We start from the raw sequence: 14,716 nt of genomic DNA, 5'->3' as shown, positions 1-14,716 counted from the left end.
CCCGACCCGGCGGCGGGCCGCGCCCGGCCGGTGACCGCACCCCTCCGCGGTCCCGGCCGGGCATCCACCCTGCGAACTCGGAGTGATGTTCACGATCGGCGCAGGCGGGTTCTCGAAAGATGACGCAGCGTGCGGCTACTTTGGTGAGGGTCCGGAATTGAAAGGGGAGTCATGGCGCAGCACTCGAACGGCCTGCACCACCACGGATACGTCGAACGCTCCACGCTGTCGCACGCGTTGAGCGCGCCGGAGCGGCGGATGCTCGATCCCGATGAGGTGATGCACTCCCCGGAAGAGGTCGCGGCGTGGCTCGCGGGCACCTTGCGCGCGGCGATGGGACTCACCGAGGACGAGGTCGGCTTCACCGACGAAACCGAGATCTGGCTGACCGAATCGCGCCGTGGCGAGACGATCGTGACCGGCCTCAACGACGGTCCGACGATCACGGCGGAAGCCGTCTACGACAACAACTGCGAATGCGAGCGCCAGCTCAAGCCGGTCCCCCGGCCAAGAAGCGCCGCTGACCGCACCTCGACCGCGCCGCCTCCCACACCGCCCCCGCGAGGTGAACGCCACCTCGACCGGTCGAATGGGCCATTGATCTGATCGGCCCCGCGGGGTGAGCGCCTCCTCGGCGGGAGCGGTCGGGTGGGGTGTTGATCTGAAGCGGTGGGGTGAGGGCGTGTGCGCGTGTCGGGCGGCGGGCCGGACGGTCGTGGCGGCGTGCTACAACCGGCGCTGACCTGCCCGGAGCCGCCTGGAGTGGAGCGACGCTTGCCTGAACGGATCAGTCCGCATCGCATCGCGCAGGGGCTGGGGCTGCACCCGCCGACTCCGGAGCAGGCCGCGGTGATCGCGGCGCCCGCGGAACCGGCGCTGGTCGTGGCGGGAGCGGGCGCGGGCAAGACCGAGACGATGGCCGCCCGCGTGGTGTGGCTGGTGGCGAACCGGATCGTCACGCCCGAACACGTGCTGGGCTTGACGTTCACCCGCAAAGCCGCCCGGCAGCTCGCGGATCGAGTGCGGGCTCGGCTGCGGCGACTCGCGGGATCCGGGCTGCTGGACGAGGTGGACCCCAGCGGGGAACTGCGCAACCAGGTGCTCGCGGAAGAGCCGACGGTGCTGACCTACCACGCCTACGCGGGCCGGCTGGTCGGCGAGCACGGGCTGCGGATTCCGGTGGAGCCCGGCGCCCGGCTGCTCACCCAGACCGCGTCCTGGCAGCTCGCGCACCGTGTCGTGTCGACGTGGACGGAGGACCTGGACACCGAGAAGGTGCCCTCCACCGTGACCGGCTACCTGCTGTCCCTCGCCGGTGAGCTCGCCGAACACCTGGTGCGGCCGGAGCAGCTGCGGGAACACGCCGAACGGCTGTGCCGGGCCATCGAGGACGCGCCGCGCGCGAAGCGGCAGCGCGCCGAACTCCCCCAAGACCTCACGAAGATCATCGCGGCGCAGCGGCTGCGGGCCGCGCTGCTGCCGCTGCTGGAGAACTACGCGCAGCAGAAGCGCCGCGAGGCCGCGATGGACTTCGCCGACCAGATGTCGCTGGCCGCGCTGCTGGCCACCGACCATCCGGAAGTCGTCGCGGGCGAACGGGAACGCTACGGAGCGGTGCTGCTCGACGAGTACCAGGACACCGGCCACGCGCAACGGGTGCTGCTGCGGGCGCTGTTCGGCGGAGCCACCGCGGGCACCGACCCGCTCCCGGTCACGGCCGTCGGCGACCCGGCGCAGGCCATCTACGGCTGGCGCGGGGCGAGCGCGGCGAACCTGCCGCGCTTCACCACCGACTTCCCCCGCGCCGAGAACGGAGCACCGGCGCCCGCGCAGCGGTACGGGCTGCTGACGAGCTTCCGCAACCCGCCCGAGGTGCTGAGCCTCGCCAACGCCGCCTCCGAACCGTTGCGCGCCGCCGGACTCGAAGTCGACGAACTCCGCGCCCGCGACGGCGCGGGAACCGGAGACATCCGCGCCGCGCTGGTCGAGGACGTGCGGGTGGAGCGCGACTGGGTCGCCGACCGGATCGCCGAGCAGTGGCACGCGGTGCTCGACGAGAAGGGAGCGCCGCCGACGTCCGCGGTGCTGGTGCGGCGCCGCTCCGACATGGCGGGGCTGGCGGGCGCGCTGCGCGAACGCGGTCTGCCCGTGGAGGTCGTCGGTCTCGGGGGGCTGCTCGACGAACCGGAGGTGCGCGACCTGGTGAGCGCGCTGCGCGTGCTGGTGGAACCGCTGGCCGGTTCGGCGGCGATGCGGTTGCTGACCGGTGCCCGCTGGCGCCTCGGCGCCGCCGACATCGCCGCGCTGTGGGACCGGGCGCGGCGGCTCGGCCCCGCGGCGGAGGAGACCGAAGCGGACTCGGTCGACGACGTGCTGCCGGGGGAGCACGCCGAACAGGCCGGTCTGGTGGACGCGCTCGACGACCCCGGCCCGCCGGAGCCCTACTCCGCGGCGGGATACGAGCGGATTCGGTCGCTCGGCAAGGAATTGGTGCAGCTGCGGCGCAGGCTGGATCAGCCGCTGCCGGAACTGGTGGCCGACGTCGAACGCACCTTGCTGCTGGACATCGAAAGCCTCGCCCGCCCCACCGGAGCCGGCCGCATCCACCTGGACGCGTTCGCCGACGTCGTCACCGACTTCGCCACCGCCAGCCCCTCCGCGCCGCTGTCGGCGCTGCTGGACTACATCACCGCCGCCGAACGCGCCGAGGACGGCCTGGAACCGGGCGAGGTCGAGGTCGCCGAGGACCGGGTGCAGGTGCTCACGGTGCACGCCGCGAAGGGCCTGGAATGGGAGGTCGTGGCGGTTCCGCACCTGGTGGATCAGGTGTTCCCCGGCCGCAGGCATTCCGGTTCCTGGCTGACCTCGGTGACCGAGCTGCCCGCGACGATGCGCGGTGACGCCCAGGACCTGCCCGGTTTCGACTTGGACCGGCTCAACGGCATGGACCGCAAGGAGATCAGCGACGAGCTCAAACGTCACGACGGTGAGTTCGAGGACCGGCGGCTCACCGAGGAGCGGCGGCTGCTGTACGTGGCGCTGACCCGGTCCGAGCGGGTGTTGCTGCTGTCCGGGCACTGGTGGCAGGAAGGTGGGAAGAAACCGAAGGGGCCGTCGGACTTCCTCACCGAGCTGGCCGACGTGCTGCGCGGGACCGGAGCGGGCGACATCGGGCAGTGGGTCGATGAACCGGTGGAGGACGCGGAGAATCCGCTGGCGGACGCGCTGCGCACGGTGCAGTGGCCCGTCGATCCGCTGGGGCCGCGACGCAGCGCGGTGGTCGCGGGCGCCGACCTGGTGCGAGCCGCGATGGTCACGGCGCGAAATCATTCGTCCACTGTGGACTCAAGTGTGGCACCGGACGCGGTGGCGGTCACCGCCGCGGAAGTCGTTCCGCCGCCGGGCGATGCCGACGCGCCCCCGGAGGACGAAACCGACCTGCCGCCGGACGACGTGGACCTGCCGCCGGAGGACCCGTCCACCCTGCCGCCCGGAGACGCCGGCACGCCGCCGGAAGGCGAGTCCGTCCCGCCGCCGGACGACGAGACACCGGACCCGACACCGGACGAAACCGCCCAGGCGCCGGGCGAAACCGACCTGCCGCCCGACGCCGAGGACGACGAGCTGAGCTGGGCGCGCGACGTCGACGTGCTGCTCGCCGAACGCGAAGCCGCCGCGCAGCGCCGCGAACAAGTCGAACTGCCCGGCCACCTCTCCGTGAGCCGCCTCGTCGAACTCGCCGCCGACCCCGAATCCCTCGCCCGAAGGCTCCGCCGCCCGCTGCCGATGCCGCCGAACCCGATGGCCCGCCGCGGCACCGCATTCCACGCGTGGCTGGAACACCGGTTCACCTCCAGCGCACTGCTCGACCTGGACGAACTGCCCGGATCGGCCGACGAAACGGCGCCGGCGCAGGACGATCTCACCGGGCTGCAAGAAGCCTTCCTCCGCGGCTCCTGGGCGGGCCGGGTGCCGCACAAAGTGGAGGTGCCGTTCGAGACCCAAGTGTCGGGAATCGTGCTGCGCGGCCGAATGGACGCGGTGTTCGCCGACGCCGACGGCGGCTGGACGGTGCTGGACTGGAAGACCGGCGCGGTACCCGCCGACGACCAGGTGTCCGCGCTCGCCGTGCAGCTCGCGGCCTACCGCCTCGCGTGGGCCGAACTGGCCGAAGCTCCGCTGGAGAAGGTGCGCGCGGCGTTCCACTACGTCCGCCACGACACGACGCTGCGCCCCGCCGACCTCTTCGACGCCGACGGCCTCCGCCAGCTGATCGACTCCGTTCCGGAACCCGGCGCCTGAACGGGAGCCCGCCTCTGATGCACGGCGGTGGCAGCGAGGTTGGCGACATGGGCTAGATCCACACCTTCGGGTGGAGGATCTTGTGGTAGCCCGTTCGGACGCATGACCATGCTCGGGATGGAGCAGAACACGGAGTGGAAACTCAACACCCCGCCCGAGGCCGAAGTGCTCGTGGACACCGACGTGCTGTCGCTGCGCGCGCCACTGGTCCGCGTGCACCGCGACGACGGGGGCACCTGGTCGTTCACCGGACCGGACGGTGACACCCGGCCCACCAAGCGCACCATGCTCAGCGCCGTCGTCGGAGCCTGGCCGCACGTGGCCGCGCTGTCCGACCTGGACGCGGGCGGCGGCGTCGTGTGGTCCTGGGCGAAACACGGCTGGGCCGGTGAGTTCGACTGCCGCTGCGGCAACTGCGACCAGCCCGTCGCCGCCGACCTCGACCGCCGCACCTGGCCACCGGACCTGCACCCCAACACCCTGATCAGCGTGGAGAAGACCACGCTGTCCGGGCAGATGCCGCTCACCGACATCCTGTCCACACCAGGCGGAATCGCGTTCCTGGGGCCGGGAAACCACCGCCGCACCAGCGAACTGATGACCCCCGTCGCCGTCGCCAACGTGATCCGCCGCTGGCCGCACACCATGCAGGCGCTGCGCGCGGCCAAGGAAGGCCGCGGACTCGGCTGGAACCCCCACGGCATGAATTGGCATGAGTACGTTCTTGCTTGAGGGCTCGTTTTGCTTGGGTGGTCGGGTGGCGGAACCTCAGTTGGTCTCTCGCTGCGGGATCTTTTTCCCTAGTGGCTCCGCCACGAGGGAAAAAGCTGTCCTCGCGAGAAGACAGCTGAGAACCCGCGGGTGGTCGGTTTTTTGACGTGGGCTATGTGCTTCGCACATCCAGGCACGGCCTTCGGCCGCAAGGCACGGCTTCGCCGCAGGGCACGGCCTTCGGCCGCAAGGCACGGCTTCGCCGCAGGGCACGGCCTTCGGCCGCGAGACGGGCTTACTTCGCAGCCCAGCGGCACGGGTTCGTCGTGAAGCGGGTGGGTCAGGAACCTGTTGGGTTCTCCGCCAGTTCGGGGTCTCGTTGGAGGACCAGGGAGTAGAGGACTTCCTGGAGCCAGCGGCCGAACAGGGAGGCGCCGAACTCGGGGGAGCGGTCCTCGGGGGAAGCAGCACTTCGGACGGTGCGGACTCGTGGTCGGCCACTACGCCGATTCCGTAGTAGTCCAGTTCGGTCATCGGCCACGGCCGGTACGGATGGCCGCGCGGCAGCACCACGCTGCACGGCGCCAGCGTCATCAGGTTTCCGCACGCCCGCAGGCCGTACTTCGCCTTGCGCACGGGAACGAGGATTCCCACCACGTCGACCGCGGCCAGCGGCAGGTGGTCGTGCATGGACGGCTGCGACCAAGACCGGAACCACATCGGATCGTCCTCCGGTGCCCAGCCGTGCTCGCGGCGCCACAGATGCACATCGCGCCGCACGCGCGTGACGGCGGCGAAACGGGTTCCGAGCACCTCGACGTGCGGGACGAGGAGTCCCTTCCAGCCGAGTGCGTCGGCGGCGTGCTCAAGCTGCTGCACTGGGAAATGGTAAACCTGCCGCCCCGTCTCCGACTACGTCCGGTGGCTATTTCCTTGCGGTGGAGCGAACTCGCCAAGCCCACGCGATCAACGGCAGCTGCAGCGGAAGCCGCCCGTAGGCGATGGCCCGCTGCGGCAACGGTTTCCGGCGGTAATCCACCGCCATCTGCACGTTCGCCGGGAAGACGCCGATGAACAGCCCGGCGGTGAGCAGCCCGCCGAGCCGGCGCAGCCGCGGGTGCGCCACAGCCGCCGCGCAACCGAGCTCGGCGACTCCGGACACGTAGGTCCAGGTTCGCGCCGAACCCGGGAGCTGCTTCGGAACGATGCTGTCGAACGGCTTCGGCTGCACGAAGTGCAGCACGCCCGCGGTGGCGAGCACGCCGGCGAGCAGCTGGGCTGAACGGGGGGAGGCCATGCGTCGCAGCGTTGCACGATGCGGCGCACGACGGCAATGGCCCGAGCGACGCGCGGCGCGGGAGGTCTTGCGGTGCGGCACCGCCGAGCGGGTTATGTTCAGCGTCGTCGTCAGCATGCTCGGCCGGAATCGGGGGAATCGTGTCCGCAGGCGCGAAAACCGAGGAGTCACCGTGGTGAGCCCGAACCGGGCTGGTCACCTGATCGGCGGGCGGATGCGGAATCCGATCGACGAGCGGCTCACCGACCGCCCCGACCACACGCTGGTCGGCGTGATCCGGATGCCCGAGGTCACGATCAGCCCGGTGCGCTCGATCGTGCGCCGGATCATCGGTGCCGTCCTGGCGCTGGCGGCGACCGTCGCCATCGTCTACGTGGGCCGCGACGGCTACCGCGACAGCGCCGGCGGCGAACTGAGCCTGCTCGACGTGGTCTACTACGCCACGGTGTCGCTGTCCACGACCGGATACGGCGACATCACCCCCGTCAGCCCGCTCGCCCGGCTGGTGAACGTCCTGGTCATCACCCCGCTGCGGGTGCTGTTCCTGATCGTGCTGGTCGGTACCACGCTCGAAGTGCTCACCGAACGCTCGCGGCAGGCACTGAAGATCCAACGCTGGAGGACGAAGGTGCGCGACCACGTGGTCGTCATCGGTTACGGGACGAAGGGCCGCTCGGCGGTCACCGCGCTGCTCGGTGACGGTGCCGACCCGCAGCGGATCGTCGTCGTGGACACCGATCACGCGGCGCTGGAAACGGCGTCCTCACTCGGCCTGGTCACCGTCAACGGATCCGGGACCCGCTCCGACGTGCTGCGCGTCGCGGGCGCTACGCGGGCGCGGGCCATCGTGGTCGCCCCGGCCCGCGACGACACCGCCGTGCTAGTCACGCTCACCGCGCGGGAACTGGCACCGAAGGCGCAGCTGGTGGCCGCGGTGCGGGAAGCGGAGAACGTGCACCTGCTGCGCCAGTCCGGCGCCGACTCCGTGGTGGTCTCCAGCGAGACCGCGGGCCGGTTGCTGGGGATGGCGACCACCACGCCCTCGGTGGTGGAGATGTTCGAGGACCTGCTCACCCCGGACGTGGGACTGGCCATAGCGGAACGGGAGGTCGACCCGAGGGAGGTCGGCGGCTCACCCCGGCACCTGTCGGACATCGTGCTGGGCGTCGTGCGCGCGGGCGAGCTGTACCGGGTGGACGCTCCCGAGGCCGACGCGATCGAGGACGGCGACCGGCTCCTCTACGTCAAGAAGGTCACCCCGGCCGAATCGTGACCTCGAGGTCGACGCTTCCTTCCCGGTCCTGCCGGTCGAATGGGCCGTTCGCTCCGCGAAGCTCACGGGGTGACCGGCCCCTTCGCCCACGCCCATCGGTCGAGCGGGCCATTCACTTGACGGGGCTCGGCGGGTGTCCGGAGTCCGGAAATCCGCTCGTCAAAGCGAAACCTTGGGCCATGGAAGCCTTTTCCGGTGTTCTGGGACCATTGCCGTGTGAGGCGACGAGGCGGTTCGGCATCGGTGGCGGTGATCCTGGTGGCGCTCGGCCTGCTCGGGGTCGTCGTGGTGGCGCTGTCCTGGTGGCGGCTGCCGAACTTCGGCTTCGCCGACGGTGAGATGCAGTCCGCGACGGCGACCGTGATCGAGTCTTCGCCGTGCGGCCGGGAGGCGCGCGGCGACCTGGTCGAAGTCCGCATCGACGGCGAGGTGCGCCGATTGCGGTTGGACGGCTGCGGGCACACCGCGGGCCAGACCATGCCGGTGCAGGTTCCCGCGAACGGTGGCGACCACGCGGTGCGCGCCGGCGAAGCCGACAGCGGCGGCGGCATGCACACCCGAGCCAGCTGGGTCCTATGCACCCTCGCCGCAATAGCCGGCGGCGGCTACGCCCTCCTGATCACCCGCCCCCGCGCACTGAGCTGACAAGCCAGCACACAAAGCCCCGCCTACCTCACGGCGAAGCCGTGCTTTCGGCGGCGAAGCCCGCGAAGGGCGGGCAAAGCCCCGCTTGCTTTGCGGCCGAAGGCCGTGCTTTGCGGCGAAGCCGTGCAGTTGGCGGGCGAAGCCCCGCTTGCCTTGCGGCCGAAGGCCGTGCTTTGCGGCGAAGCCGTGCAGTTGGCGGGCGAAGCCCCGCTTGCCTTGCGGCCGAAGGCCGTGCCTTACGGCGAAGCCGTGTAGTTGGCGGGCGAAGCCCCGCTTGCTTTGCGGCCGAAGGCCGTGCTTTGCGGCGAAGCCGTGCAGTTGGCGGGCGAAGCCCCGCTTGCCTTGCGGCCGAAGGCCGTGCCTTACGGCGAAGCCGTGTAGTTGGCGGGCGAAGCCCCGCTTGCTTTGCGGCCGAAGGCCGTGCTTTGCGGCGAAGCCGTGCAGTTGGCGGGCGAAGCCCCGCTTGCCTTGCGGCCGAAGGCCGTGCCTTACGGCGAAGCCGTGTAGTTGGCGGGCGAAGCCCCGCTTGCTTTGCGGCCGAAGGCCGTGCTTTGCGGCGAAGCCGTGCAGTTGGCGGGCGAAGCCCCGCTTGCCTTGCGGCCGAAGGCCGTGCCTTACGGCGAAGCCGTGTAGTTGGCGGGCGAAGCCCCGCTTGCTTTGCGGCCGATGGCCGTGCTTTGCGGCGAAGCCGTGCCTGTATGCGCGTCAGCGCATAGCCCACGTCAAAAAGCCGCTCACCGGCGGGTTCTCAGGTGTCTTCTCGCGAGGACAGCTTTTTCCCTCGTGGCGGAGCCACTTGGGAAAAAGATCCCGCAGCGAGAAGACACCTGAGGTTCCGCTACCCGACCACCCCAGCCAAACGACCGGCGTCAGTCCACCTGATCAGGTACAGCAAGCCACGTATTGCATTCGGTTACTCGGTTCTTGTAGAAGCCCTGGTCGATCCATGCCGTGTTGGTGGCGATGCTGCCGTGGTCGGGTTGGGCGTTGTACTCGTCGCCGCGGCCTCGTGAGTCGGTGAGGGCGGCGAAGATGATGTCGTTGTGCACCCCGCCGTTCTGCAGCGAGGCCAACGCCATTCCTTCGTAGCAGGTCGCCTGCAACTCCGAGCGCCGCGTGAGTTCGAGTCCGGCGGGGCTGGTGCCGTTCGCGTCGTAGGAGGCCGCCGTGTAGGCCTGGTTGATGCCGCTCATGCTCTGAACGGCGTGCCCGAATTCGTGCGCGAATTGGCCGAGGAAGACGCCGGCGTCGGTGCGGCCTTCCTTGTCCGCGTAGTAGCGCGCCGTCATGTAGATCGTGTTGTTGCCGGGGCAGAACATGGCGGTCTGGTCCCAGGTCCGGGTGCCGCAGGGGCTTGCGACGGTGCCGTCGATGGTCTGCACGTCCGGCATCAGGACGGGAAGGTTGGCTTCCTGCAGCGCGGGTTCCCACATCGCCATCAGGCAGGGCAGCGCGGCTTCGTAGAACGCGGACTGCGAGGCCGTGTCGGTGGCGAACGGCGGCAGCGGGCAGGGCGTGTTCACGGCGCCGTTGCCGGGAATGTTGATCGGGTTGTCGCCGAGCGCGGCGACGGGGCGTGCGGCCGGCGTGTAGTCGTTGCTCGTGGCGGTGGGTGGTGCGCTCGACGAGGGGCTGGGGCTCGGTTCGTTCGACGAGTTCGGTGCGGCCGGGGCCTGCGATTCGTTCGCCGAACCGTCGCCGGTCTCGTTCACCGGCGTCTCGTAGTCGGACGCGTCGCTGCCGGATCGGGACAGCGCGGTCACTCCGATGGTGCCTGCGCCGAGCAGGAATAACCCGGTGATCACCAACGCGATGATCATTCCGGATGCGGTCTTGCGGGGCTGCGGCGGCGGAGCGGCCGGGTTGTTGTAGCCCTGCTGCCACGGTGGTGGCGCCCCCCACTGCTGCGGCTGGGCGGGCGGCGGCAGTTGCGGCGGCAGGTAGTGCGGCGGTTCCTGCCCAGCCTGCTGGTTCACCTGCTGCTGCGCCGAAGGGTCCTGGTACTGCGGCTGATTCTGGTACTGCGTCGGCCCTTGGTACTGCGACGAACCCTGGTACTGCGCGGAACCCTGGTGTTGCGTCGAACCTTGGTATTGCGACGAACCCTGGTACTGGGCCGGAGCCTGGTACTGGGGAACCTGCGGCAATGGTTGCGACGCCGGTGGCGGGCCGACCGGACGCTCACCCCACGGGGGTTGCGGCTGCGGCGGTGGCTGCGTCATTTACCGATCTCCCGGCTTCGCCGACGAATGGAGCGCACCGAGCTTAGCGGTGCCGGAACCACCGTTGGCCCACCGATCAGTCCACATCGGAGGTGCAGGTGAACCACGTGTCGTGCCGGAAGACCGCCGCCTGCCCGCCATCGGTGACCGCCCCCTCAAGTCTTGTGCCGATGTGGCCGCAGCTTAGCCAGGTCCGGCTATCGTTCGGGCCGTGTTCCGGAAACCGGGTCCCGTCGTCCTGCTGGTCGCGGCCGCAGCGCTGCTCGGTCTCCCCGCGACCGCTCCAGCCGCACCCGAGCAGGCGCCCGCGCCGCCGGTCAACGTGCTCCCCGGCACCATCGCCACCGACGTGCAGGCCAAGCTGCAACGCGACGGCACGCTCACCGTCACCGAACGGATCACCGTGCCCGATGGTCCGCCGGTGCACCGCACGATTCCGCTGCGGCAGCGCACCGGCGAAGGAGCCGACCGCGTCTTCACCCTCACCGACGCCCGGGTCGACGGCGGCGAGATCGCGGTCGGGCCGGACGCCGCCCGGCTGACGGTGCTCCCCGGCGAGGCGACTTTCGACTACACCGTGCACGGGGCCGTCGCGGAAGCCGGAGACCTGCAGGAGATCCGCTGGCAGCTCTCCGGTGGCTGGGACCTGCCGGTGGACCGGGTGTCGGCGTCGCTGCTCGCCCCGCAGGTGCCGCAGGACATCACCTGCCTCGCCGGACCGGTCGGTGGCCAGGAGCGCTGCGGCAGGTTCGAGATCGGGCGCACCCGGCAGGTGCATGTCCTGGAGTTCGGCCTCGCCGCGGGGGAACGCCTGGACCTGTCGATGCGGGTTCCGGCCGGGGCCGTGCCGTCGAACGCGATGACCGAACGGCGCTTCGACCCGGCCTACGCGTTCTCGCTGACACCCGCGATCGGGGTCGGCCTCGCGGGGATGGGGTTGCTGCTGATCGGCGGATTCGGCGTGCTCTGGCACTTCCGCGGCCGGGACGTCCGGGCATCGTCGGCGCCGCCCGGCCCCGTCGAGGTCCTGATGGTCAGCGCGGACGGCACCACGGTCTTCGCGTCACCGGACGGCGTGCTGCCCGGGCAGATCGGCACCGTCGCGGACGAGCGGGTGGACCTCGTCGACGTCGCCGCCACCGTCGTCGACCTGGCGGTGCGCAACTACTTGTGGATCGAGGAGCTGGCCGGAGACTGGCGCATCGTGCGCCGCAACGATCCGGATTCGGCGCTGCGGGAGTACGAACGCGCCGTGCACGACGTGCTCGTCGGCGACCGGCGGCAGGTGCTGCTCTCGGAACTCGCGGGCCGCGACCTCGCACCGGTGCGCGAAGCGCTCTACGCGGAGGTCGTCGCGAACGGCTGGTTCGGCCGCAGGCCGGACGCCGAGCGCAACCTGTTCTGGTGGGGCGGTGCCGGGCTGGCGGCGGCGGGCGTACTGCTCACCGCGCTGCTGGCGCTCACCGGGCCGCTCGGTCTGATCGGTGTCGCCGTGGCCCTCGGTGGAGTGGCGTTGAGCTTCGCCGCCCGGCTGATGCCCGCGCGCACGGCTCGCGGGAGCGTGCTGGTCGGGCAGATCCAGGGCTTGCGCAATCACCTGCGGAAGGTCTCCGTCGACGCGATTCCGGTCGCGGATCGGGAGACCGCGTTCTCCCGGTCGCTGCCGTACGCGCTGGTGCTGGGCGAAGCCGGGCCGTGGCTGGAGAAGTTCGCCGCGCTCGATCCCGAGGCGGACGGCGCCCCCGGTCTCTACTGGTACGGCGCGACCTCCGATCTCGAGCGTTTCCGGGAGACCTTCCCCGCGTTCGCGGCGAGGCTGTGCGCGGCGCTGGGAGCACGCCGAGGTTCGTCGGGTTCGCCCGAACCGGTGACCAATTCGGTGGCGCCACGCTAAAGTGTTCGCGGTTCACCGGGGGAGATCAGCGGAGTCCAGAGGGGCCTGGGGATGACGAGTGCGGACGCCGGCGGGTTCGCGGCGGCGAAGGAAGGTCTGAAGGCGGTCAGCGCCCAGACGCAGACGATCAACCAGCAGGTCGGGGCGGGCATGCTGTCCTTGGACCCGGAAGTCGCGGAGAAAGCCGCGAAGCGGGTCGAAGAGGAGATCGAAGCGCTGAGGCAGCTGTACATGAAGGCGCAAGGCCTCGGTTCTGTCAGGGGACTGGGGGACTATCCCGACGGGCAGCAGCTTGCGAAGCGGTTCCAGGACAAGGCGACGGATCCCGATTCTGGTGCGCTCGAACTGATTCGTACGCTCCAAGATGAGTTGCAGAAGCAGGCGGATGCGTTCCGCGGGGCAGCGCGCGACTACCGTTCCATGGACGAACAGAACGCCGACGATCTCAGGCGAGGTTTGCAGTGATGAAGTTTTCCCGATCCCTGGTTGCGATGTCCGCAGGGCTTGCCCTGTTCGGTCTTTCATCGTGCTCGCTCGGTGATTCGAGCGCTGGCGATGGTGGCGCGGATGGCGGGTCGCCGACTTCGGCCGCACAGGGGAGTGGCTTGGAAAGCTTTGATCCGTGCACGTTTTTCAAGCCGGATGAGCTGACTTCGTATGGCGTTTCCACGCAGGCGAAGGACTTTACTCAGGTCAGCTTCCAGCCTGGTTGCTCATGGGATGGCGAGCGGCTGAGTGTTGCTTTGCAGAAGAATGCCGACGATACTGTCGAGAGCCTTGAAAAGGGCGGCTCGTATGATGAATTTACGCGAATCAATGTCGCTGGTCGGGATTCTGCTCGGATGATTGTCGCAGGTGGAACAGGGACGGGTGGCTGCATCACGGTCGTGCCGGCGGGTGGTGGAATCGTGCTCTACCAGCTCAGCGGCTACATGCGGGACTCCGTTGCCGATCCGTGCGGTGAGATCGAGAAGATCGCCGGTCAGACCGCGTCTCGTTTGCCTGCTTGATTTGGGGGAATCATGGGGATACTCAGCACGCTCGACAACGCGGGCTCGCGGATCTTCGGCTACGAGAGCGACGCCGAGGAGCAGCGCCGCGAGCACGGCGAGGAAGCGAACCGGATAGCGCAGCAGCAGCAAGCGCAGCTGGCGCAGCAGAACTCCGGGCTGACCGTCAACGGTTACGACAACCCGGCGATCACGGAATGCGTGAACTGGTCCGGTTTCGACCACGCGCAGATCTTCCGGACCAACTCGGATTCCATCGAACCGGGCAAGGTCGGTGAGGTCGCGCAGGCGTGGCTCGACTTCGCCGAGGGACTGCGCGGGCGCGGCGAGAACTACGGCAGGGATCTGCAGCAGATCGTCGAGGGCGGTTGGCAGGGCGCGGCGGCCGACAGCGCGAAGGAGGTCGGCAAGCCGGCTTCCGAGTGGATGACGGCCAGCGCGGACGCCTTCGCGGCCACCGGCAACAACCTCAACGCCGCCGGTGATGCCGCAGGCCAGGCCAGCAAGATGGTCGACCAACCGGCGGGCTACAGCTGGGGTTCCACCGCCGCGGCCGCCATCCCGTTCGGGGCTGCGGGGGCCGGTGTCAACGCGCTCTCCCAGATGGAAGAGCAGGAGCAGGCCGAGAAGGCCGCTCAAGAGACGATGAGCCGGGTTTACAGCCCGGCGCTCCAGCAGATCGACGCGAAGATGCCGCAGTACACGGCACCGGACGGCAGCACCAAGGAGCCGCCACCGGCGACTCCGCCGCCCGGCACCGACTGGGGCGGCGGCCCCGGCGCCAACGGACTCGGCAACGGCCCCGGCTCTGGTATCGGCGGGGGTGCGGGCTCCAACCTCCCCGGCGGGGGCTACGGCGGCTCCCACCTTCCCGGTGGCGGGTACGGCAACGGTTCCGGTGGACCGGGCAGCACCACGCCCTCCACGCCTTCCGAGAGCGGCAGCCAATGGGCCGGACATCCCGGCCCCGGCGGCCTTCCCGGTGGCGGCGGCCCCGGAGCGGGCGGTCCCGGCGCGGGCGGAGCCGGCGCGGGCGGCGGCATGGGCGGCATGGCGGGCGGCCTCGCAGGCGGTGCGGGCGGAGCAGGTGCCGGCGGCATGGGCCGGGGCGCGGGCGGCCCCGGAGCGGGCGGACGAGCCGGAATCGGCGGCCCGGGCGCGGGCGCGGCAGGTGGCGGAGCCGGAGCACGCGGAGCCGGTGCCGGTCGCGGCGGCATGGGCGGTGGCATGGGCGGCGGTGCCGGTCAGCGCGGCCAGGGCGGCGAGGACGCCGAGCACGAGCGCCCGTCGTGGCTGGAGGAGCACGACGACATCTGGATGAACGACATGCCCAAGACGGCACCGCCGGTGCTGGGCGAGTGA

At 70.4% G+C, this 14,716-nt stretch carries 12 protein-coding genes; 9 read left to right on the top strand and 3 right to left on the bottom strand.

All coding sequences use genetic code 11. From position 1 onward, the window contains the following. The first annotated feature begins 171 nt into the window (after positions 1-171). From H2Q94_RS26145 to H2Q94_RS26135, 3 genes are all read left to right on the top strand, one after another. Positions 172-606 (top strand): hypothetical protein, encoded by a 435-nt coding sequence (locus H2Q94_RS26145; RefSeq protein ID WP_243789809.1) that lies wholly within the window; start codon positions 172-174, stop codon positions 604-606. Between the two features lie 168 nt (positions 607-774). After that, a complete protein-coding gene (locus tag H2Q94_RS26140; protein ID WP_243789808.1) occupies positions 775-4,302 on the top strand; it encodes an ATP-dependent helicase in 3,528 nt (1,175 codons plus the stop codon). A gap of 117 nt (positions 4,303-4,419) precedes the next feature. Further along, on the top strand, positions 4,420-5,034 hold the full coding sequence (locus tag H2Q94_RS26135) for a hypothetical protein (protein ID WP_243789807.1): 615 nt from the start codon (positions 4,420-4,422) through the stop codon (positions 5,032-5,034). Between the two features lie 36 nt (positions 5,035-5,070). On the opposite strand, the gene H2Q94_RS26130 is transcribed toward H2Q94_RS26135, so the two are convergent. Both H2Q94_RS26130 and H2Q94_RS26125 read right to left on the bottom strand, forming a co-directional pair. Beyond that, on the bottom strand, positions 5,071-5,892 hold the full coding sequence (locus H2Q94_RS26130) for a hypothetical protein (protein WP_243789806.1): 822 nt from the start codon (positions 5,890-5,892) through the stop codon (positions 5,071-5,073). 46 nt (positions 5,893-5,938) lie between these two features. Then, positions 5,939-6,310 carry a DoxX family protein gene (locus H2Q94_RS26125; RefSeq protein ID WP_243789805.1) on the bottom strand — a complete coding sequence of 124 codons (372 nt, stop codon included), beginning with the start codon at positions 6,308-6,310 and terminating at the stop codon, positions 5,939-5,941. Between the two features lie 214 nt (positions 6,311-6,524). On the opposite strand from H2Q94_RS26125, the gene H2Q94_RS26120 reads away from it, so the two are divergent. Then, positions 6,525-7,583, top strand: a complete 1,059-nt coding sequence (locus H2Q94_RS26120) for a potassium channel family protein (RefSeq protein WP_243795914.1) — start codon at positions 6,525-6,527, stop codon at positions 7,581-7,583. Positions 7,584-7,799: 216 nt separating this feature from the next. Next, complete coding sequence (locus H2Q94_RS26115; protein ID WP_243789804.1) at positions 7,800-8,228, top strand: hypothetical protein; 429 nt, start codon at positions 7,800-7,802, stop codon at positions 8,226-8,228. 869 nt (positions 8,229-9,097) lie between these two features. Here the strand turns inward: H2Q94_RS26115 and H2Q94_RS26110 are convergent. Next, entirely contained in the window at positions 9,098-10,450 is a 1,353-nt protein-coding gene (locus H2Q94_RS26110) for a neutral zinc metallopeptidase (protein ID WP_243789803.1), read from the bottom strand. Positions 10,451-10,661: 211 nt separating this feature from the next. Here H2Q94_RS26110 and H2Q94_RS26105 point away from each other — a divergent pair, with 211 nt between their 5' ends. From H2Q94_RS26105 to H2Q94_RS30760, 4 genes are read left to right on the top strand one after another with little or no spacing between them, the layout of a single operon-like run. After that, positions 10,662-12,344 (top strand): DUF2207 domain-containing protein, encoded by a 1,683-nt coding sequence (locus H2Q94_RS26105; RefSeq protein WP_243789802.1) that lies wholly within the window; start codon positions 10,662-10,664, stop codon positions 12,342-12,344. Between the two features lie 51 nt (positions 12,345-12,395). Then, positions 12,396-12,809 carry a hypothetical protein gene (locus H2Q94_RS26100; RefSeq protein ID WP_243789801.1) on the top strand — a complete coding sequence of 138 codons (414 nt, stop codon included), beginning with the start codon at positions 12,396-12,398 and terminating at the stop codon, positions 12,807-12,809. Continuing rightward, complete coding sequence (locus tag H2Q94_RS26095) at positions 12,809-13,354, top strand: DUF3558 family protein (RefSeq protein ID WP_243789800.1); 546 nt, start codon at positions 12,809-12,811, stop codon at positions 13,352-13,354. Before H2Q94_RS26100 ends, H2Q94_RS26095 begins: the two co-directional genes overlap by 1 nt. 12 nt (positions 13,355-13,366) lie before the next feature. Further along, positions 13,367-14,716, top strand: coding sequence for a hypothetical protein (locus tag H2Q94_RS30760; protein ID WP_243789799.1), 1,350 nt, complete (start codon positions 13,367-13,369; stop codon positions 14,714-14,716).

The sequence above is a fragment of the Saccharopolyspora gloriosae genome (assembly GCF_022828475.1).
Taxonomy (GTDB): domain Bacteria; phylum Actinomycetota; class Actinomycetes; order Mycobacteriales; family Pseudonocardiaceae; genus Saccharopolyspora_C; species Saccharopolyspora_C gloriosae_A.
This window is presented reverse-complemented; position numbering and strand designations above follow the sequence as displayed.